Source organism: Gemmata palustris (assembly GCF_017939745.1).
Lineage (GTDB): Bacteria > Planctomycetota > Planctomycetia > Gemmatales > Gemmataceae > Gemmata > Gemmata palustris.
The window spans coordinates 6902073-6923173 of the sequence record NZ_JAGKQQ010000001.1 but is presented as its reverse complement, the minus strand read 5'-3'; the positions used below and the strand labels follow the sequence as shown (position 1 = coordinate 6923173).

Below are 21101 nucleotides of genomic sequence, written 5' to 3'. Positions count from 1 at the left end.
CCGGGCGCCCGGTTACGCAACTACCGGTGGCACGCCTGGCAGTTCATCGGGGGCGCCACGCGCAAGTCCTTTTGGAGCAACGCGCCGATCTCCCCGGCGGTCTTCCCGCCCTCCGGTTTCCATTTCAGGTTCGTCACGTCCTTCACGTCGCGCAGGTGCTCGTGCGGGTCGTTGTGGCACTGCAAGCACCAGCCCATCGTGAGTAACTTCTCGTGTGACACGACCTTCATCTCGTTCACCTGGCCGTGACACGACACGCACGACACGCCCTTGTTGACGTGGACCGCGTGGTTGAAGTAGGCGTACTCGGGGAGCTTGTGAACCTTCTTCCACTCCACCGGGCGCCCGGTGTCGAAGCTCGACCGCACGGGGGCCAGGAGCGGGCTGGCGCCCTTCACGTTGGCCTTCTTCGGGTTGTGGCAGTTCATGCACGTTTGCGAGCTCGGCACGCTCGCGTGCGGCGACTCGAACACGGACTGGTGACAGTACGCGCAATCCATCCCGAGCTTGCCCGCGTGCAACTCGTGCGAGAACGGCACCGGTTGTTCCGGCGTGTAGCCCACGCGGGTGTAGCTCGGCAGCGCGTAGTAGTACCAGCCGGTACCGACGAGCGCGACCAGCACCCCCAGGCCGATAACGGCCTGACGGACGTGACCATCGAGTGACCGCGAGAAGATGGACGGCACGCTCTCGCTCCCCCAAAAATCAGCCCGATGCAGCGATCACCGCGACTTTGTGAAAACTTTCACAAGCCGTCGGTAATCGTATGAGTCGCGGCCACTGGTCGGCAAGGGCGAAATCAATCCGGGCCGCGAACCAACGGTTTTACCGCCGAAACGAAGAACTCACGCAGTTGCGCATGTGCGTCCGCCGGGAGTGGCGGGAGATCGCTCGCGGCAGCGTTCGCCCGGGCTTGCGATCGGTTGCGCGCGCCGGGGATGATGGTCGTGACCGCGTCGTGATCGAGGCACCAGCGCAGCGCGAGTTGCGGGAGCGTGTACCCGGCCGGCACGAGCGGCTTCAACTTCTCGACCGTCTCCAGCCCCTTCTCGAAGCCCAGGCCCGCGAACGTTTCGCCGACGTTGAACTTCTCGCCGTTGCGGTTGATGGTGCGGTGGTCGTTGGGGCCGAACGTGGTTGCGGGCGTATACTTCCCCGCGAGCAACCCGGACGCGAGCGGGAGCCGAACAATGATCGCGACCCCGCGCGCCTTGCAGCGGGCGAGGAGGCCACTCGTTTCGGGCGTTTGGCGGAAGATGTTGAAGATGATTTGCAGCGACGCGCAGTCCTCGTGTTTGATGCACTCTTCCGCTTCGGCCACCGATTCGACGCTCGCCCCGAACCGGGCGATCTTGCCCTCTCGCTTCAGCGCGCGAACCGTGTCCCACACCTCGGCGCGCTGGAGCTGCTCCATCGGCAGGCAATGGAGTTGCGTGAGGTCGAGGCGCTCGATCCCGAGGCGCTTCAGCGAATTCTCAGTGTGTTCGCGAATGGTTTTCGGCTCGAAGTTGCTGGGCCAACCTGGGCGCGGGAACCGCCCGAACTTCGACGCGATGAAGAACCGCTCGCGCGGGTAATTTTTGAGGAAGTGGCCGATCAGTTCTTCGCTACGCCCAGCGCCGTACACGTCCGCGGTGTCGAGGAACGTGACACCGGCTTCGACGGAGGCCCGCAATACCTCAAGTGCGTCCGATTCGGCAACATCGCCCCACTGATCGCCGCCGATCTGCCAGCAGCCCAGCCCGACTTCCGAAACGTTCGCGTCACCGAACTTGCGGTGCTTCATCGTGTGATCCCAGTCTCAAAGAAGAAGAGCACAAGAACGCGCAGGGCAGAAGCCCTGCGCTACAAACGATGGTTCTTGTTCTTCGCCCCGGAGGGGCCGTCTTTCGTAGCACAGGGCGGGAGCCCTGTGCGCTCCTTCGCCCGGTGCAGTACGCACAAGCTACCATCTAATCCCGTCAAAACTCATTACGGTTTGCCCAAGAACCCGTACAGCAGGAACGGCGTCGCGATGATGATCGGGATGCCGAAGATCGTGAACAGGATGAATGCGGTGTGTTTCGTGAGCTTATTCACGTGCGTCTCTCCGAAAGGCGAAGTGCGTTTCGGAACACGATACGAACTCGGCACGAGTGTGGCCGCAAGTGATCGTCGAACGAGTAGAAACTTGGCTCGAGGCACTGGATTGGCGACGACTCACGGGAGAAGCCGACCGCGGCACCGGCGGCTCCCGCGGTTCTCGGAGAATTGACCGGCACTACGCGCGAGCGCCGGACGAGCCCGCGCGGAAAAGATCACCCCGCTGGAACCGCGCGCTTGCGCGCCTCCCACTCGTCGGGCAAAATGAGCACCTGGCGCGCGTTGCTGCCGTTGAACCCGCCGACGATGCCGTCCTCGGCCATGTAGTCGATCAGCCGCGACGCCTTACCGTACCCGATGCCCAGCGCGCGCTGCAGGAGCGACGTGCTGCCGCGCTGCTCGCGGATAACGATCTCCACCGCCTGCTCGTAGACCGGGTCGCGCTCGCGGAGCTTTTCACCCACCTCGCCCCCACTGTTAGCGGCTTCCACCTGTTCGCGGGTCTTCAGATTGAGCAGCTCGTTGTCGTAGGACGGGGTGTCGGTGGCGATCGCGCCCACCACGCGCTCGATCTCCTGGTCCTCGACGAACGCGCCCTGCGCGCGGGTCAGCACGCCGGTTTGGAGGAACAGCATGTCGCCCTTCCCGAGCAGGCGCTCGCCGCCCTTCTCGTCGAGCACCACGGCGCTGTCGGACCGGTTCGTGACGCGGAAGCAGATGCGCGCCGGCATGTTCGACTTGATGAGCCCGGTCACCACGTCCACGGTCGGCTTCTGGGTCGCGAGGATCAGGTGAATCCCGGCCGCGCGCGACTTTTGCGCGAGCAGAATGATGTTCCCCTCGATCTCTTTCTTCATCTTCATCATCAGGTCGCCGACCTCGTCGATGACGATGACGATGTACGGCATCTTGCGCGGGATCGCCCGCAGTTCGTCCTCGCTGTCCGGGTTGACGCGCCGCGCGATCTCCTCGAACGGCAGCTCGTTGTACGAGGCGATGTTCCGCACGCGGGCGCGGTGCAGCCACTCGTAGCGCTCTTCCATCTTGTCCACGGCCCAGGCGAGGATCGCGTCGGCCTTCTTGTCCTCTTTCACCACCGGCGTCATCAGGTGCGGGATCTGCGCGTAGTCGCTCAGCTCGACCTTCTTGGGGTCGATGAGGATCATCCGGCACTCGTCCGGCCGGCGCGTGAGCAGCAAGCTGACGATGATGGTGTTCAAACACACCGACTTACCGGTCCCGGTGCTGCCCGCGATGAGCAGGTGCGGCATCGTGGCGAGGTCGAACGCGAGCGGGCGCCCCTCGACGTCCTTGCCGACGAAGAGCGGCAGTTTGAACTTGCTCACCTTCGGCGTGTGCGCGAGCGCCCCGACGAGTTCCTTGAGCTGAACCGTTTGGCGGATCTCGTTCGGCACCTCGATCCCGACCGTGTTGCGACCGGGCAGCGGGGCGACGACGCGCACGCTCGCGACCCGGAGGTTGAGCGCGAGGTCGTCGGCCAGCGTGGTGACCTTGTTGAGCCGCATGCCGGTTTCGAGCGTAATTTCGTACTGCGTGATGACCGGTCCCGTGTGGATGCCGACCACCTTCACGTTCAGGCCGAAGTCCTGGAACGTCTTCTCCAACAAGACGGCCATCTCGCGCAGTTTCTGCTCGTGGTCCTCGACCGGGAACGGTTCCGGGTCGTTGAGCAGCGAGAGCGACGGTAGTTCGTACTCGATGGTCGAGAGCGGTTCGTCGAGCGGGGGAACCGCGCGCAGGAGCGGCGCGAGCTTCGACCCGGCGTGAACGTGAATCGGAATGTCTTCGGGCTTCGTCTCCGGCGCCGCGTCGTCCTCGGGAGAAGACTCGGGCGGGATCGGTGACCGAACGGGCGCCGGCGTCGCGGTGGAAACAGAAGCCGGCCCGATCTTCGTGATCGGTGCGACGTGCATCGTTGACGCGGCGGGCGAAACCGCTTTTCGCGCGGGTACGACCGCGAGAGCGCCTTTTGCCACGCTCAGCGCGCTGCGACCGATGACGTTCAGCACCTTTGCGACGCGGCCAATAACGGCTTCCATTGCGTCCGCAACGCGATCATTGACCCACACCGCGCCTCTCCACACCGCCCGCAGTACGACCCAGCTCACGCGCGCGACAGCAACCACGAGCCGGTCGGCCACGAGCGCCAGGCCGACGAGCGTGACCAGTGCCAGTACCGCCAGCGCGATACCCGGCTCGGTCGCGTCTTCGAGCCCGAAACGAAGATACGCGCCCACCGATCCGCCACGCCCGGCGACCGTCGGTGCGGGCAACCCCATGCCGAACCAGTCCACGCCGACCGCGGTGGAAATCGTGACGGTACCCCAACCGAGGACGCGCGTGATGAGCCTGAGCGTAGTGCGCCTGACGATGAGGAGCGCGGCCACCGCGAACCAGCCCGCGAGCAGCACGATCGCCGCCCACCCGAGCGGATCGAGGAGCCACCCGGCCCCGACCTCGCCCCACGAGCCGAAGAGGTTCGGCCCGGAGCCGAGCGCGCGGGACGAGCCGACCGCGACCGCCAGCACGGTTCCCACGGCGAAGAGCGTGATGACGAGGGCATCGACCCGCCACGACGACTGAACCGAAGGTGCGTTCTTTTCCGTCATTCGTCCCACCCCGAAGCCGCGCGCGCTGCACAACCCACATTGTCATTCGTGGGACGCGCGCCCTGAACCCGAGATCGCGCCCGGCGCGGTCGGATTTCATGTCCGGGGCGCGGAGCTGCCGATACAACACGCACGGCCGGAACAATCGGAGGAGTCACGTGCTGCACGTCGCGCTGTGGGAACCGGAGATCCCGCCCAACACCGGGAACATCGCGAGATTGTGTGCCGCGACCGGCACGCGCCTGCACCTGATCGGGCGCCTCGGGTTCCGGCTCGACGACCGCTCGCTCCGGCGCGCGGGCCTCGATTACTGGCACGCGGTCGATGTGGTGCGACACGTCACGTTCGAGGACTTCGAGCGGGCGCTGGGCGAACCTACCCCGCGCATCTGGTGCGTGGAAACGCCCAATGACAAGCCCTACACGCGGGCCGATTTCGTCGACGGTGATTGTCTGTTGTTCGGGAGCGAGTCGAGCGGGCTGCCGCACTCGATACGCGAGCGCTTCGCCGAGCGACTCATCGGCATCCCGATGCCGACCGGGGCCGTGCGGAGCCTCAACCTCGCGACGTCCGTTGGAATCGTTCTTTACGACGCCCTGCGCCGGCTGCACGGGTGGTAGAACCGGAATGCGTTTGCCGAGTGGCCGGAGCGTTCGGGCGTGTTGAGCGTGACACGGCGGCCGTAAAACGTTTGGATAGGCGAAACGATCGAAGTTCGGAGTACGGTGTTCGGAGTGCGGCGGGCGGAACGCGGAGTTGAGGCGGAAGGAAGTCGACTGATCGCCCGAGTCCTTTTGCCTTGAGTTCTGCGTTCCCGGCGCCGCGCTCGGTGTTTGATTGAGGTGCGGATGTCTCGTTCGGTGGTTGCGTTCTCGGCCGTTGAAGATTTGGCCGAATTCGTTCACTCGGTGCTGTGTGATAGAGACGCGCTCGACCCGACTCAGGCCCCACTGTTCCGCACGCCGCTCAAGCGCGGCGGCCGGGCGTGCGGGCTGGTGTTCCACGTCCAGGGGCCGCGCTTGCTGCGCACGAGCGCCATCTGGTCGAATGACGACGGGCGCATCATCTTCTACGACTCGTCGGGACTGCGCTTTCAGGAAGTATCGTTGAGCGAAAGCCCACCTCTAAACACGGGGTGCGAAGTCCAGAGCGCGGAGTGAATGCTGGCACCCGGCACGCGACTTCACTCGTCGTCGTCCTTCTTATCGAACCGGATCTTACAGCCCGCTGCGGCGGGCGTTTCAGCGGGCGCAGCCGCTTTACCCGCGAGCGCGACCTTCACGGCATCCTCAACAAACTTCACCTTCGGGTCGCCGTCCGGCTTGTCATCGAACGCCCCCATGTAAACCACCTTGCGGTCCTTGTTCAGCACGAAGCACTCGGGCGTGAACATCGCGCCGTAGGCGAGCGCGGTCTTCTGCGTCGGGTCGTACAGGTAGGTGAAGCCGAACTTCTTCTTGGCGGCGCGCTCCTTCATGGCGGGCAGCGCGTCCGCCTTGCCGGTGTTCACGTTGATCGCAACGAACCCCACCTTGCTGTCGGCCTTGTTGCACTCCGCGGCGAACGCGATCAGCCGGTCCTCGTAGCCCTCCGCGACGATGCAACTGTTGCAGGTGAACACCACAACGAGCACGTCCTTGTCCTTCCAGTCGGCGAGCGCGTGCTTCTTGCCGTCCGTGCCTTCGAGCTTCTCCCACGTCGGGGCCGCGTCGCCGATGTTGAGCTTCTTGTTGTACTTCCCGGCGTTGATGGGCGCGGTCACCAGCGCGCACAGGACCGCCGCGAAGAGGAGGCGCGTGAAGAGTGTCATGGGTGCCCTCGCGTTGTTGGTGGACCGCGCCCGCTCGCGGAGCGGAGGAGCGCCGGCCCTCACACCTTCTTCAGATACGTCGTTCCGGTGTCCACGTGTTCGAGCGTCGCGGAGCGGCACAGGCCGACGAGGGCGGGCTGATCGGCCGGGGCGTGGAACTCGCAGATGCCGAAGAACTGGTCCTGCAGGAACCGCAAGATCTGCGAAACCAGGAGCTTGGCGATCCCCTGCTTTCGCAAATCCTGGCGCACCTGCACGTCAAGAATGCCGGCCGACGGGAACCCCCAGCGCCAGCCGTAGCCCTCGAGTTCCCACACGATCGCCCGGGCCGCGATGAAGTTGCTCGCGAGCTTATCGACCACGCGGAACTCGACCGGGTCCAGCGTGCCCCAAACGCACTCGTGCCACCAGCTCGGCACGCCCGCGGCGCGCATCACCTGCGTTTCGTACCGCTTCCGCAGCATACTGAACCGCGCGTCCGGGATCGACAGCGGGGAATCCAGCTTCTTCTGGAACACGAGCGTGGTGCCGGCCGGTTCGTAGCCCAGCGAGCGAAAGAACGGGTCCGCGGCGGGGTCCGATGCGAGGAACCCCGGGCAGTTCGTCCCCCCGTACAGCCCGAACCCGAATGGGCAGTAGGGCCACACGGGGCCGGCACGGAGGGTCGTTGCGCCGCGCTTCGTCAGGTACTCTTCGCACTTCTTGACGAGGTCCACACCGAGGTGCTTGCGCCCCACGCTGGGGCGGACCGCGACCGAGCAGATGACCCCGTGCGAGTAGTCGAGCGCGCTGAGATCCGCGTTCGGGCCGAACCCGGCCAGCGCGTAGCCGACGATGCGGTTGTTGTCCGCCTCGTCGTAAGCGACGATCAGCCCGTCGTGGTCGAAGTACGGTTTGGAGAACACCCACCGCTCGAGCAGCGCGGGCGTGCGCAGCGGGAAACTCCCGCGAGCCGTGTGCGATTCGTTCCACACGTCGGCGAGGGCCGGCGGGTCGGTGTTGCGGAAGCGACGAAAGGCAATCACGGACGGCTCTCGCGGTCCGCCGGGGGAGGAACGGCGGCGGTGGACGGATTACGCAATACTATAGGGGGAACCACGCCCCCGCAAGCCAACGGAGCGCCCCATGCTTCGCTTTGTTTTCTGCCTTTCCCTCACCCTCGGCCCCGCCCTCTGCGCGCCGGCGGGGGATTGGCCCCAGCTCCACGGTCCGGCGCGCGACGGGCACTCGGCCGAAACCAGGCTCAACTGGGACTGGCCCAAAGCGGGCCTACCACTGGTGTGGAAGGTGGACGTCGGTACCGGGTGGGCGGGTCCGGTCGTCAGTGGCGACAACCTCGTCCTCTTTCACCGCGTCGAGGACGAAGAGGTTATCGCGTGCCTCAATCCCGTCACGGGTAAGGAGAAGTGGAAAGTCGCGTACCCGGCCAAGTACCGCGACAGCTTCGACTTCGACAACGGCCCCCGCGCGACGCCCACCGTCGCCAACGGGACCGTGTTCGCGCTCGGGGCCAACGGCGACCTCACCGCGGTGGAACTCGCGACCGGCAAGAAGGTTTGGGCGCGCAACCTGGTGAACGACTACAAGCCGGCGAAGGGGTTCTTCGGGGTCGCGTGCTCGCCGCTCGTGATGCAAAAGAAGGTACTCGTGAACGTCGGGGCCAAAGGCGCGGGCGTGGTCTGCCTGAACGCGGCCGACGGCAAGGAAATCTGGAAATCGACCGACGACGGCGCGAGTTACTCGTCGCCCACGACCGCGGAGTTCGACGGCCGACCGGTCGCGGTGTTCCTCACGCGCGCGGGTTTGTGCGTCCTGGAACCCACGGACGGTAAAGCGCTGTACGACTTCGCGTGGCGCCCGCGCGACAACAACAGCGTGCAGGCCGCGACGCCGATCGTGTGGAAGGACGAAATTTTCCTGACTGTGTCGTATGCCACGGGTGGCGTTCTGCTGAAGGCCCAAAAGGGCGAGGTAACGGAAGTATGGTCGAACGATAAGTCGCTATCCAGCCAGTACAACACGCCGGTCCGCGTCGGCGACTACCTTTACGGCACCCACGGCCGATCCGATGTCGGCAACGCACTGCTGCGGTGCGTCGAGTGGAAGACCGGCGCGGTCAAGTGGAGCGAGGCGAAGTTCGGCGTCGCGTCGCTGATCGCGGTGGATAGCGGACTGCTCGCGCTGAACGAGGGCGGCGAGCTGGTGCGGTTCGATGCTTCGCCTGATGGCTACAAGGAGCGCGCCCGCTCGGCCCTCCTCACAAAGCCGACCCGCCCGGCTCCGGCACTCGCGAACGGCCTGCTCTACGCACGCGACGGCAAAACGCTCGTGTGCGTGAGCCTGAAGAAGTAAGATGTGGTGGGTCTTCGCCCGGCCGCACCGTTGCGGCTACTTCTCCGTGGGCAGCCCCTTTTCGGTCCACGCGCGCCACCCGCCGTCCATGCTGATGACGTTCGTGTAACCCATCTTTTGAATCGTGTCGGCCACGAGCGCGGAACGGAACCCGCCCCCACAATACAGCACCAGCGGCGTTGCGGGGTCGGGGATCTTCGACTCGATGTCGCGCTCGATAACGCCCTTGCCCAAGTGAACCGCCCCCGGAACGTGCCCGGCGGCGAACTCGCTCTCTTCTCGCACGTCTACCAGGATGAACGTCTCGCCCGCCGCTTGGCGCGCACGCACGTCATCGATCGTGCATTCCTTCACGCGGGTCTTCGCGTCGGTCACGATCTTCAGGAACCCGGGTGCGTGTTGTTTCGCCATGAGAATATTCCTCTTGTGCCCTTTTGATCGTCGAGAGTGGCCGCCTCCGACCCGAGGCTAACATTTGCTAACATTTTCGGGATCGGGAGCCTACGCGAACGGAGGCAACGCACCGACCGCTGGTATTTCTAGGCAGAAGTGTCGTTATGGCCCTTCGCAGACCGGTTCGGATCGCTAATATCCGCTAACATTTTCGGGCCAATTGCCGGCTCTCGCCCGGCACGATTACCAAGCTGGGTTGAGTCGATGGAATGCGACTATCGCCCCACCATGTCGCCATTAACTATTATAGTGTACAAATTAACAAAAGCAAGTTTTCCGGCCGGAATGCGCACCAAAAAACGCGGCGCCAACCGAGCCCTTGCGTCACTCAAGGCCGAGGCACAAATCCAGCACCCAACACCCCCGAACGTGAACCTGATTGGCGTCGCGACAGTGGGTCAGGATGTCGGCGTTATCGCACCCGGCTTCTTGAAGTGCATCAGCCAGAATTGGCATCCGCTCGAACGCGCGATCGTCGTAAATGCCGCGTGCCAACGCGACGACATCCGCCGTGCGCCAAGCAGGATCGAAACGAGGAGGTGCGAAGGGATTGGGGAAAATTTCGCGGATGAGATTCGCAGTGCCATGTCCAGAAATAAACTCGCGAGCTAACGTCTCCACATTCGCGGCTCCTTCGTACACAGCTCGACGTAGCCATCTCGCACCCCAACCGACCTGCTGCTTGATACGATACTCGTCTATGCCTCCCCAAAATTCATCGAGAGCTTGAGCCAATTCCTCCATTGAGATTTCGCCATCAGCTAACTGCTCAATCTGCCCGATGACAGGTAAGGTTGGAAACTCTTCTCGATCTCGCCAACTTGCCGCCGCAAACAACCACAATTTCCGGACACGCGGGTGTGAACCAAGGAGATCAAGTAGCCGTGATGCGTCTGTCGATGTCATCCATTCGCGCGATAGCTCAGAAACTTCAGGCTGTTTGATCAGAACGAGTTGCTCAAGTGGAACGGGCACTTCAAACGAGCGGCCCCAGAAGACAAATTCTATGATTGTTTTTGAGTTGAAGCCCAACCGAATCACGGTCCCTTCTTGCCCCTCAAATGGGCAAGATTCTCTCACCCGAACCCGGCTGCCAACACCGAACGATGCTGGCCCCGTCGTCACGAATGTTTCGACTGAACTGGCCGGAACCGCGGGAGCACGTGACGCTTTGTATTGGTAATTGGGGTAGCCAAAGGGATTCCTGTCACTTGCAGATTCGTGTCTCTGGTTGTTCGCTCCGAAGATTAACCCACGCTCCAAATCTACCACCAGTATTCGGAGCCAATCGCCGAGACTTGCAGCTTGAATCGAGCGATCCTCACCCTTGTTGTCAAACCACACAATTTGTCCGCGAGCACCAGTCCATACGCCCGCCGTATCGACGCAATACCAAAGCTGGCATCCGTCGAGTGACAGGAAAGGAACCCAGTCAGGGAGCCACCATGCTGGCCGGTCAGGGCTATTCCAAGATGGTGCGTGGGCGCAAAAATCGGTGTGATCTTGACGCACCTCATCCAGAGGCATTGGTCGGAAACCACCCCAGAATGGGCATTCGTCCCAACAACATACGCCCTCTTCAACTCCCCCGCGCCAGCGATAGAACGCGCGGACGTCGTCCGGGAGTTGACGACCGATGGCGCGTTCGAGGTCGTCGAGTTCCGCGTCCGTCGCGCCGGGGCGCATCGCCGCGAGGAACGCGGGCTGGTGCTCGCGGAGCCAGCGCTCTAGGCGTTCGAGCGTGTCGTGGATTTTTGCGCGCGTGGACACGCCGCCTCCGCGAATGGGATTTCCCTGGGACCGACTCACTTCGCTTTGGGTACCGGCCAGCGGCGGAGAAACCCGCCCTCGTCACCGGAGTAGAGCGCGTCGCCGGTCGGCGCGAACGCGACCGCGCGCACCGGCTTGTCGTGGCCGGTGTAGGTCGCGAGCTGGAGCCCGTCTTCGACGCGGTAGACGCGCACCGTGCGGTCCGTACCGCCGCTCGCGAGCACCGTGCCGTCGGGCGTCAGGGCGCAGCACGACACCGGTCCGTCGTGCCCGGTGAACTTCTGGAACGTCGCGGCGCCCGGTTGCCGAATCGCGAGCCCGTCGCGCCCGGCCACGGCCACGCGCTTCGCCGCGAACACCAGCGCCGCGATCGGGCCGACTGGGGCCGAGAGCGTGCCCTTCGTTTTGCCCGTCTTCAAATCCCACTGGCGCACGGTGCCATCGACCCCGGACGAGAGCAGCGAATCGGCGGCCACGAACGCGACCCCCGTCACCGCGCCCGTGTGCCCCTTGATGCACGCCGTGGTCGGGCCGCTCGCGTCGCGCAGCCACAACCACACCATCTTGTCGGCGCTCGCGGCGGCGACCCCCTTCCCGTCGGGCGAGATCGCGACGCCGGAAATGTTGTCCGTCGGCCCACGGAACCGCTTCCCCTCGGTCCCGGTATTCAGATCCCACAGTTGCACGCCCATATCGGACGCACTCAAGCGGATCGCGCACGTCGCGGCCCACTTACCGCTCGGCGCGATCGCGAGGTGCTCGACCGCGCCGATGTCGCCGTGCATCGTGCGGAGCTCCTTCAGCGTCCCCGGGTGCCAGAACTTCAGCACGCTGTCGCCGCCCCCGGTGAGGAGGTACGAGCCGTCCGGGGCCGGGGCCATCGCGTTGACCCCGCCCTCGTGCGCTCGGGCGAACACGGACGAAACGACCGGCGCGGCTCTCGTGCCCGTTTTCGGCGGCGCCTCTTTCAGGAGCGCGTCGAGCGCGGTCATGAGTTCGGCCGGGGTCTGGTAGCGCTCGTTCGGATCGAGGGCCATCAGTTTGCGGATGACGGCGTCCACCGCGACGGGCACGTCGGACCGCTTGGTCGCGGCCGAGGGCGGCGGTTCGATGAGCTGCTTGCGGAGCTTCGCGGCCAGCGTCTTGCCCGGGAACGGGACTTCCCCCGTGAGGCAATAGTACATCGCCCCGCCGAGGCTGTAGAGGTCGGACCGGGTGTCCGCGGCGCGGGGGTTCTCGGCCTGTTCGGGGGCCACGTAGTCCGGCGTACCGACGAACACGCCCGGGAGCGTGAGGTCGTCCGTTTCCGGGTCGGAGTGCTCGGTGTCGACCACCCGCGCCAGTCCCATGTCGAGGATCTTCACCTTCGGCAACCGCCCGGTGCGCCCCTCGGCCGGCGCGAGGGGCGACGGACTCACCATCAAGTTCGACGGCTTGATGTCGCGGTGGATGAGGTGGACCTCGAAGGCGTGCTGGAGCCCCTCCGCGACCTGGCGCGCGTAGTACACGACGTCGACCACCGGGAGCGGCCCGGTCTGCCGCACGAGGCGAAACAGATCGATGCCCGGCACGAACTCCATCGCGACGAACGGGATCGGGCCGTCCAACTCGGTCTGAAAAATGGTGACGATGCACGGGTCGCTGAGCCGGCCGGACGCGCGCACCTCGCGCTTGAACCGGGCGCGGGTGCCGGGCTGGTCGAGTTTGCCGGGCGCGATCACCTTGAGTGCCACGAGCCGGTTCACCCCGGGCTGGCGCGCCTTGTAGATCACGCCCATGCCGCCGCGGTTGATTTCCCCAATGATCTCGTAGCCGGAGATGATGCGCCCGGGGCCGATTGTCAGTGCCGCTTCGCGGCGCAAGCGATCAGCGTTCGCGGCCGCTTCCGCGTTGGTCACGACCGTGCCGGCCGGGTGCGACGCCTCGCTCGGTTCGGATTCGGGGTGGCGCGTGTTCTCGCCCGCGAGCGTGCAGGCCGGGCAGATGAGGCGCACGTCCCCGGGGACCGGCTCGGTGTCCGGGTGGTCCCAGGCGTTGCCGCAGGGGCATGTGAGGCGTCGCGTGGACATTCGCGGTTCCGGGGCGGAGCGAAGGTTCAAGTGCCGAGTTCCAGGTTCCGAGTTTCAGATTGAACCCCGAAGACGCTGCACCGGGCTGGAGTCTTGTCTTCTGGATCGGGCCGAGATTGGGAACCCTCGAACTCGAAACCCAACCCTATTCTACCGCACCAACCTGACGCACAGGCCACCAGATTACAACATCGGTTGTGACTTCCGGGAGTTACACACGAGTTACAATCCCCAGAAGGAGCAGAACCCCTGTTGTAACAACGTGCGCGCCCGGCGCCGGTAAAATGGTCGGAATTGAGGTGACCGCGGGAGCCGACGGTGCGGTTGCGTGGCGCCTGCGCCTTGCGGGAAGTGCGAAATGGCGTGAAAGTTGTTTCTGACGGGGAGGGCTCGGTCACTCGAGCAGCGAGCGCGACTTGGAGAACGGCCACCAGTCGTCCGGGAGCAGGCCCGTGACGCGGCGGTACACGGTGCCCAACCAGTCCGGCATCAGGCGCGACAAGCTCGACTGCTTCGTCTCCCCGACGTAGATCTGATCGTCGCCCCGGAGCGTCACGTTCGTGCGCTGGTTGCCGTCGACCAGCACCGCGGGCACGTCGACGCGGAACACCTGCGGGCGCGTGGCCGCGGCCACGTTCGGGCGCACCACGTACACCTGGCTCAGTTTCGAGCCGGGGGGCAGTCCGCCGATGCGCTTCAAGAAATCAAGCACCGGTTCCGGCCCCTGGTAGGGCACGATGCGGGCGCGCCCGCGGATCGGCCCGTAGACCACCACCCGCGCGCTGCGTGCGGCCGCGAGCGACACGGTCACGCGCTCGGGATCGCACCCCGCGAGGGCCGCGAGTTCGTCGCGGATCTCCGCGAGCGTTCGGCCGTCCGCGCGGGTGCTCCCCGGGCGCTCCAGTGGCAGCAGCCCGTCCACATCGACGACCGCGACCGCGTCCCACGCGGGGTGATCGAGGAACGTCACTTCGAGCACATCGGGGCAGCCGACTTGGTACGCGGCGGACGGGGCGGGCCGTTCGGCCGCGAGTTTCGGGTCGGGTGGCGTGGGGCAGGTCCGGCGCAGGAATTGGACGTCCGCACAGCCCGCTAGCACGAGCAGTGCGAAGGCAAGCGCGCTGCGCGCTGTGCTCGCACAAGTGCGGCGATTCGAGCCGGCGGTCGCGGTGCGAACTTCCACGCATCCGTTATCGACCGCACGACCCGCACAGCTTGACGGGAAAATGACGTGTGCCGCCAGCGCCCCCTCAACCCCAGAGCCACGCGAGTAATGCGTCCGCGTGCTCGTAATCGGGGATGATGATGTCCGCACCGGCCGCGATGAGCGTTTCGCGTTTGGTCGCGTTCACCCCGCGCACCCCGGCCTCGCTACTGGCGACGCCCACCGCAACACCGCCCGCGCGCTTCACTTCCTGCGTTTCCACCACGCCGTCGCCGAAGCCGATCAGCTCGTCGCCCCGAACGGCGAGTTCGCGGACCGCGCGCTCGATCACGTCGCGCTTGCGGAAGGTCGCGTCATTGTCCTTTGGCGCGTAGACGCGCCCGCCGACGTGCGGCAGCAGTTCGAGCAGTTCCACTTCGCGCGAGACGTGTGCGAGATCGGTGCCGCTCGCAACAAACAGTGGAACGCCGCGCTCCTGCAAGTTGCGCAGAATGCCGTGGGCGTTCGGGACGACCCATTCACTCGGCTTCGCGCGGCGCGATTCGATGGCCTCCCACCGCCCGTGAACCACGCTCATGAGCCGGTCGATGTACTGCTGAAGGTACGCGGTCGGTTCCGCCGGGGTGCCGCCGCGCTCGGTCACTTCCACCACGAACCGCTCCATTTGCCGGACCGTGGGGTGCCCGTTCAGCGCCATCACGAACGCTTCGATGTGCGCAGCGCACTCCGGTTCCGACTCAGTGATGAGGCACTGGTCGCGGAGCCGGTCCAGCATCAGGTCGATCATGACACGCGGCCACCCCTCGCGGATGAGCGAGAGCGTGCCGTCGAAGTCGAACAGCGCGACCCGAAACGGTCCGCGGCGCACGACGGGGTTGATGAGTTCGGCGGAGGGTGGGAGTGGCATTCGTTAGTTCCGAAGTTCCAAGCTCGCGCCGTAAGCGCTTTTCACAGAGGTATTTAGTGTGTGAGTTTGTGCGAGTAACTCCACCCGCTCGGTGACCCTCGCGGTTCGCCCGCGTCTCTTGGCGAACCGCGAGGGTCACCGAGCGGGTGGAGTCAATCATGCGGCCCACATCCACACATTAAACGGCCCTGACTAATACTCGTTCGGGGTTGCTCAACAATCCGGGGTACGGTATCTCCCGCATTCTACCCAAAGGAGTGTAGTCATGCGGGGGCGGTGGGTCGATGCGCTGTGGCTGCTCGCCTTCGGGGTCGTGTCGTCGGCCTGGTGCTTAACGGCGGCCGCCCAGTTCGGGGCCACGTTCGACGAACCGCTCTACGTGAAGGCCGGCCTCACCAGTTGGCGCACCGGCAGCAACAAACTGCTCATGCGCGCCGGCACCATGCCGCTACCGGTCGACGTTCAAACGCTCCCGGTCTATTTGTGGGAGCAGTACCGCGGGCACGAGTTCGATCCGCTGCTCGAACTGCACACCGTTCTGCCGATTTGCCGCGCAACGAACCTCGTTTTCTGGTGGCTCGCGCTCATTTACTCGATGCGCCTCGGGCGCGCGTTCGGCGGCGTGTGGGGCGGACGGCTCGCAGTTGCGCTGGTCGCGTGCGACCCGAATTTCCTCGGGCACGCGGCACTCGCCACCACGGATATTGCGCTGCTAGCGGGCATGTTGATGCTCGTGTACCACTTCCATTATTGTTACACGCCGGGTGCAAGCTGGAAGCGCCGGGTGCTCGTACCCGGCCTGCTGTACGGGCTGGCGATCACCGCCAAAGCCTCGGCAATGGTGTTCGGAACGCAGGCGATGCTCGTACTGGGCGTGTGGAACCTCGCGAAAGCGGGTGTGCTGACTCCGCCCCCCGGAAGTTCGCTTTGGGGGAAAACGATGCACCTGTGGCACGCGACGTACCAGTTCCGCAAGGACTCGGTCGCGATCGGGTTCATTGGGTTCGCGTTCGTGTTCAGCTACTGCGGGTGCGATTGGGGCACGGAGCCGACGTTCATCAAGTGGGCGGACGCGCTCCCCGAGGGCGATTTGAAACAGACGATGGTGCCGATCAGCCGCGAGCTGAAGATTTTCACGAACGCGGGCGAGGCACTGGTCCACCAGATCAAGCACAACATTCGCGGGCACGGCACGTACTTGCTCGGCGAATGGCACGCGCGGGCCACGCCGACGTATTTTCCGCTCGCGCTCAGCATGAAGGTTCCGCTCCCCGCGCTCGTGTTGTTGCTTACGGCGCTCGTCGTCCACCCGCGGCGGTTGCTCCTGCCGACGGCCGGGGTCGCACTGATCCTGTTCGCGTTCACGCCGAATTGCCGCGTGCAGATCGGTATCCGGTTCGTGTTCGTGTTGATGGCGCTCGCGTACATCACGGCCGGGGCTGCGATCGCTCGCGGATGGGCGGAACAGGGCGCGGGAGGGAGCGGGCGCGTCGTGCCGCGCTGGTTGGTGGGCGCTCTCATTGCCGCGCTCGCGGGGACTACGGCGTGGGTGTGGCCGCACGGTTTGAGCTACTTCAATCAGGCCTGGGGCGGAATGCCGGTCGGGAGCACGCTGCTCCACGATTCGAATTACGACTGGGGCCAGGGACTTCCCGAGTTACGATCGTGGAACACGCACCATAATAACAACGAACCGCTGGCGGTCTGGTACTTCGGCACCGACCCGGACATCATGTACCCGCCGCTCGCGTGGCTGAATTTGAGCTGGCTGCCGGTCGTCCCGGGTGACGATATGGGGCACTATTGCCAAACGAAGTACGTTGCCGTTTCGGTGGCCATTCTCAGCAACAACCCCGCGCCCACGCCGCAACATAAGGTGCGACTCGAATGGGTCCGGGCGCGGCAACCGGTCGCGCGCACGACACACTTCTTCATCTACCAAGTGCGAGAGTGACCCGATCCTCTCGTTATTCACCCGCGAGGTTGTCGCAATGTGGGCGCTGATCCGCACGGTGCTGGCCGCGACCGGGTTGCTCGTATCGGTCACGGGGTTCGCGCTTTTTGCCGGTGCCGCGGTCGGTGTGTGGCGGGTGAAATCCGAAGTGAACAAGCGAACGGACGCACTGGCCGCGCGCGCGGACACGGCCGTCGGCGCGGTCGATCACGCGGTCACGTTCGTCCAGGAAGTGATCGGTCAGGCCGAAGAGGATTTGAAACAGGCACGCAAGAGCACCGAGGGTATGCCGCCGGAACCCGTCAACCCGATCATGAGGATGGGCGCGCAACGTGCGTCACAGGAACTGGTCGGGTCCGTCGATCGCGCGAACGCGGCCGTCGTCGCCGCGTCGGACGCGGTCGTTGTGGCAAAGACCGCGCTGGAACTGTTCGACAAGGACGAAGAGTTGCAGGGCTGGTTCGGGGTGAAGCCCGAACAGTTGGCCCAAACGCGGACCGGCCTCGGCGCCGCGACGCGCGACCTGAAAAAGGCACAAACGGTGCTGGGTATTCCCATTGCCCCGGGCGCGGTGCCAACGCCGGAGCAGTTGAACACGATCGAATCGGCACTCGCCCAGGCGCGGGGGTTCACCGACCAGATGGGAACCGTGGTCGCGACCACGCGCACGCGGGTGGCCGAGACGAAGCGGAGCGTCGATTTATGGGCGCGCTGGGCCGCGCTCGGGGTCACCCTTCTCGGCGCGCTGGCCGCGACCGGACAGTTCTTCACGGCCCGGTTCTGCTGGCGCGTCCTGCGGCACAAGCCCGCGTGACGGTACCGCCGGCGGTCACGAGCCCCCGACGACCGGTTCCGCCTCGACTTCTGGTTCGGGCGCGACGCGGCCGGCCCGCAGTTCCGCCGGCGGTTCCTTCACGTCCCATACCAACCCCAGCCGCGCGAGTAGCCGAATGAACCGGTAGCACATGTCGAACTCGTACCACGCGAACCCGTGCCGCGCGGAGTACGGTGCCCGGTGGTGGTTGTTGTGCCACCCGTCGCCCATCGCGAGGTAGCCGAGCACCAGATTGTTCCGGCTCCCCTCGCCCGTGTCGAACCGCTGGCGGCCGAACAGGTGGCCGATCGAGTTCACCGCGAACGTGACCTGGAACACCAGCACCACACTCAAGCAGAACCCGTAGATCAGCCCGTTCCACCCCAGTACCGCGAAGCACGCCGCGGCCAGCAGTGCGCCCGGGACCATCCACAGCCGGTCCAGCCAGACCAGTTCCGGGTACTTCGCGAGGTCGCGAACGGTGCGCTCGTCCGGCTTCATCAGGTCGCGCGTGAACAGCCACCCGACGTGCCCGTGAAAGAACCCGTCCACGACCGGCGAGTGCGGGTCGGCGGGCGTGTCCGAGTGCTTGTGGTGGAGCCGGTGGTGGACGACCCACCACAGCGGCCCCTTCTGGAGCGCGGTGCAGCCCGCGGCCGCGAGCAGGAACTGGACCCCGCGCGAGGTCTTGAACGAGCGGTGCGAGAAGTAGCGGTGGAACCCGGCGGTGATCCCCAGCCCGGTGATCCGGGTGACGACAAAGATGGCCACGACCGACCAGACGGTGAACTCGACGAACGGGATCGCGACGAGCGCGAGGTGGACCGCGATCAGCGGGCACAGCGCGAGTGCGACGCGCGTGGCGCGGTACCAAAACGGGCGGAGCGTGCCGGTGACCGGCGGCGCGACGAGAGTTGTCTGCATTTACGGATGACCGGGTCAGAGTTCCCCGGCCGTCCGGGTTGCGTGGGTCGTGGTTGGCGCCCCACGATCAACTTCGTTCGGAAAATGTACCCGGCGGCCGTTCGCAAATCGACCGCGCTTGTGTACTTTCGGCCATTTAGTAATCTGCGGTATTTGAGCCGGCCCGGGCACTTGCGCCAGCTCGGTCGGGTCACTCGACGGTGACGCTCTTGGCGAGGTTGCGGGGCTTATCCACGTCGCACCCGCACAAGAGCGCGATCTCGTAGGCGAGGAGCTGGAGCGGGATCGCGGTGACGATGGGCTGGAGGTACTCGGGCACGTCCGGGATCTCGATCACGTCGTCGGCCACGGCCGCCACCTCGTGGTCCCCGGGGCTCGCGATCGCGATCACCGGCCCCCCGCGCGCCTTGATCTCCTGCATGTTGGACATGACCTTGTCGAACACGTTGCCGCGCGGGACCAGGAACACGCTCGGGGTGCTCTCGTCCACCAGCGCGATGGGGCCGTGCTTCATCTCCGCGGCCGGGTACCCCTCGGCGTGGATGTAGCTGATCTCCTTGAGCTTCAGCGCGCCCTCCAGGGCCACCGGGTACAGGTACTGGCGGCCGAGGTACAGCACGTTCTTCGCGTCCGCGTACTTGGCCGCGACGCGCTTCACCTGGTCGTGGCACTCCAGGGTCTTGCGGATCACGTCCGGCAGTGCTTGCAGCTCGGCGATGATGCGCTGGCCCTGGGTGCTCGACAGGTGCCGGGTGCGCCCCAGGTACAGGGCCAGCATCGCGAGCACGGCCACTTGCGAGGTGAACGCCTTGGTGCTCGCGACACCGATTTCCGGCCCCGCGTGCAGGTACACCCCGCCATCGGTCTCGCGTGCGATGGAACTGCCGACCGCGTTGCAGATGGCCAGCGTGGTGTGGCCCATGCGCTTGCTCTCCCGGAGCGCGGCCAGCGTGTCGGCCGTTTCGCCGCTTTGCGTGAGCGCGAGCACGACCGTGTTGCGGTCCATCGGCGGGTTCCGGTACCGCAACTCGCTCGCGTACTCGACCTCCACCGGCACGCGCGCGAACTCTTCAAACAGGTACTCGCCGACAAGTGCGGCGTGGTAGCTCGTGCCGCACGCGGTCATCACCACGCGGTCGATTTGCCGGAGCTGTTGGGCGCCCAGGTTCAGGCCGCCGAAGTGCGCGGTGGCGTTGTCGGAGTCGAGGCGCCCGCGCATCGCGTTGGCGAGCGTTTCGGGCTGCTCGTAAATCTCCTTCAGCATGAAGTGCGGGAAGGCGCCCTTCTCCGCATCGCCGTCGCCCAGGAAGCTCTTGATGTCACTAACGGACACGGACACCGGAGACAGATCCTGGTCGCGGATCTCCCAATCGGTTTCGGTGAGGGAGCAAATCTGCCGGTCGGTGAGGTACACCACCTTGTCCGCGAACCCGGCCAGTGCGTTCGCGTCGCTGGCGAGGTAGGTGCCGTCCTCGCCGACCCCGACGACGAGCGGGCTACCCAACCGCGCGCCGACGATGAGCCCGGGTTCCGCCTTCGCCATCACCGCGATGCCGTAGGTGCCCTTCACCAGCGCGAGCGCCTGCCGCACCGCGGTCACGAGGTCGCCGTGATAGTAGTGGCTGATGAGGTGCGCGAGCACTTCGGTGTCGGTGTCCGAGCGGAACTGCACGCCCGAGGTTCGGAGCTGGTGCTTCAGCGCGGCGAAGTTCTCGATCACGCCGTTGTGAACGAGCGCGATGTCGTTCGTTTCGTTCAGGTGCGGGTGGGAGTTGTGGTCGGTGGCGCCGCCGTGGGTGGCCCAGCGCGTGTGGCTGATCCCGTGGCACCCCGGGGCCGGTTGCGCGGCGACGAGCTTGCCGAGTTCGGCGAGGCGCCCGGCCTTCTTGCGCAAGTGCAGTTGGCTCCCCGTGCTCGTCACGAGTCCCGCACTGTCGTACCCGCGGTACTCCAATCGGCGCAGGCCCTCGAGCAAAATCGGCGACGCTTCCCGACGCCCGGTGAATCCGACGATGCCGCACATTGGTGTAACCCCTTCTGCTGGAGGGAAAGAGTGTAGTGATTGAGGGGAACAGAGGGGAAGACCAATGCGCCGCGGCGCGAATCCGGTTTTTGCTTCCTCGGAACGAGCCGCGAGGGAGCGGGAGGCGCAACGCGCGCTCGGCGGCACG

General features: G+C 65.5%; 17 protein-coding genes. 5 read left to right on the top strand and 12 right to left on the bottom strand.

The features are described 5' to 3' along the window. Positions 1–20: 20 nt before the first annotated feature. The 3 genes from J8F10_RS28765 to J8F10_RS28755 form a co-directional block, all read right to left on the bottom strand. Positions 21–686, bottom strand: coding sequence for a cytochrome c3 family protein (locus J8F10_RS28765; RefSeq protein WP_210659858.1), 666 nt, complete (start codon positions 684–686; stop codon positions 21–23). 113 nt (positions 687–799) lie between these two features. Further along, entirely contained in the window at positions 800–1786 is a 987-nt protein-coding gene (locus J8F10_RS28760; RefSeq protein WP_210659856.1) for an aldo/keto reductase, read from the bottom strand. A gap of 511 nt (positions 1787–2297) precedes the next feature. Next, positions 2298–4712, bottom strand: coding sequence for a DNA translocase FtsK (locus J8F10_RS28755; RefSeq protein ID WP_210659855.1), 2415 nt, complete (start codon positions 4710–4712; stop codon positions 2298–2300). Positions 4713–4870: 158 nt separating this feature from the next. Between J8F10_RS28755 and J8F10_RS28750 the strand changes: the two genes are divergently transcribed. Together J8F10_RS28750 and J8F10_RS28745 are read left to right on the top strand one after the other, a co-directional pair. Continuing rightward, positions 4871–5332 (top strand): tRNA (cytidine(34)-2'-O)-methyltransferase, encoded by a 462-nt coding sequence (locus J8F10_RS28750; RefSeq protein WP_210659854.1) that lies wholly within the window; start codon positions 4871–4873, stop codon positions 5330–5332. Between the two features lie 228 nt (positions 5333–5560). Continuing rightward, on the top strand, positions 5561–5872 hold the full coding sequence (locus tag J8F10_RS28745) for a hypothetical protein (protein ID WP_210659853.1): 312 nt from the start codon (positions 5561–5563) through the stop codon (positions 5870–5872). Positions 5873–5895: 23 nt separating this feature from the next. Here the strand turns inward: J8F10_RS28745 and J8F10_RS28740 are convergent, their stop codons facing one another. Both J8F10_RS28740 and J8F10_RS28735 read right to left on the bottom strand, forming a co-directional pair. Beyond that, the gene (locus J8F10_RS28740) at positions 5896–6522 is read right to left on the bottom strand and encodes a redoxin domain-containing protein (RefSeq protein ID WP_210659852.1); all 627 of its coding nucleotides are present in this window, start codon (positions 6520–6522) and stop codon (positions 5896–5898) included. A gap of 59 nt (positions 6523–6581) precedes the next feature. After that, a complete protein-coding gene (locus J8F10_RS28735; RefSeq protein ID WP_210659851.1) occupies positions 6582–7547 on the bottom strand; it encodes a GNAT family N-acetyltransferase in 966 nt (321 codons plus the stop codon). Positions 7548–7647: 100 nt separating this feature from the next. On the opposite strand from J8F10_RS28735, the gene J8F10_RS28730 reads away from it, so the two are divergent. Continuing rightward, positions 7648–8874: a PQQ-binding-like beta-propeller repeat protein gene (locus tag J8F10_RS28730; RefSeq protein ID WP_210659850.1), complete on the top strand. Its 1227-nt coding sequence runs from the start codon at positions 7648–7650 to the stop codon at positions 8872–8874. Between the two features lie 36 nt (positions 8875–8910). Here the strand turns inward: J8F10_RS28730 and J8F10_RS28725 are convergent, their stop codons facing one another. The 5 genes from J8F10_RS28725 to J8F10_RS28705 all read right to left on the bottom strand — a co-directional run bounded on the left by J8F10_RS28725 (position 8911) and on the right by J8F10_RS28705 (position 15238). Then, positions 8911–9285 (bottom strand): rhodanese-like domain-containing protein, encoded by a 375-nt coding sequence (locus J8F10_RS28725; protein WP_210659849.1) that lies wholly within the window; start codon positions 9283–9285, stop codon positions 8911–8913. A gap of 366 nt (positions 9286–9651) precedes the next feature. After that, entirely contained in the window at positions 9652–11097 is a 1446-nt protein-coding gene (locus J8F10_RS28720) for an SMI1/KNR4 family protein (protein WP_210659848.1), read from the bottom strand. Positions 11098–11132: 35 nt separating this feature from the next. Then, positions 11133–13166: a WD40 repeat domain-containing serine/threonine protein kinase gene (locus tag J8F10_RS28715; protein ID WP_210659846.1), complete on the bottom strand. Its 2034-nt coding sequence runs from the start codon at positions 13164–13166 to the stop codon at positions 11133–11135. A gap of 394 nt (positions 13167–13560) precedes the next feature. Beyond that, positions 13561–14349, bottom strand: coding sequence for a polysaccharide biosynthesis/export family protein (locus J8F10_RS28710; RefSeq protein ID WP_210659845.1), 789 nt, complete (start codon positions 14347–14349; stop codon positions 13561–13563). A gap of 67 nt (positions 14350–14416) precedes the next feature. Continuing rightward, positions 14417–15238, bottom strand: coding sequence for an HAD family hydrolase (locus J8F10_RS28705; RefSeq protein WP_210659844.1), 822 nt, complete (start codon positions 15236–15238; stop codon positions 14417–14419). A gap of 265 nt (positions 15239–15503) precedes the next feature. Between J8F10_RS28705 and J8F10_RS28700 the strand changes: the two genes are divergently transcribed. Then, entirely contained in the window at positions 15504–17192 is a 1689-nt protein-coding gene (locus tag J8F10_RS28700) for a hypothetical protein (protein ID WP_210659843.1), read from the top strand. A 37-nt stretch (positions 17193–17229) separates the two neighbouring features. Continuing rightward, complete coding sequence (locus tag J8F10_RS28695) at positions 17230–18006, top strand: hypothetical protein (protein WP_210659842.1); 777 nt, start codon at positions 17230–17232, stop codon at positions 18004–18006. Positions 18007–18021: 15 nt separating this feature from the next. Here the strand turns inward: J8F10_RS28695 and J8F10_RS28690 are convergent, their stop codons facing one another. Together J8F10_RS28690 and glmS are read right to left on the bottom strand one after the other, a co-directional pair. Then, complete coding sequence (locus tag J8F10_RS28690) at positions 18022–18930, bottom strand: acyl-CoA desaturase (protein WP_210659841.1); 909 nt, start codon at positions 18928–18930, stop codon at positions 18022–18024. A 190-nt stretch (positions 18931–19120) separates the two neighbouring features. Next, positions 19121–20953, bottom strand: coding sequence for a glutamine--fructose-6-phosphate transaminase (isomerizing) (gene glmS / locus J8F10_RS28685; RefSeq protein WP_210659840.1), 1833 nt, complete (start codon positions 20951–20953; stop codon positions 19121–19123). Positions 20954–21101 lie beyond the last annotated feature (148 nt).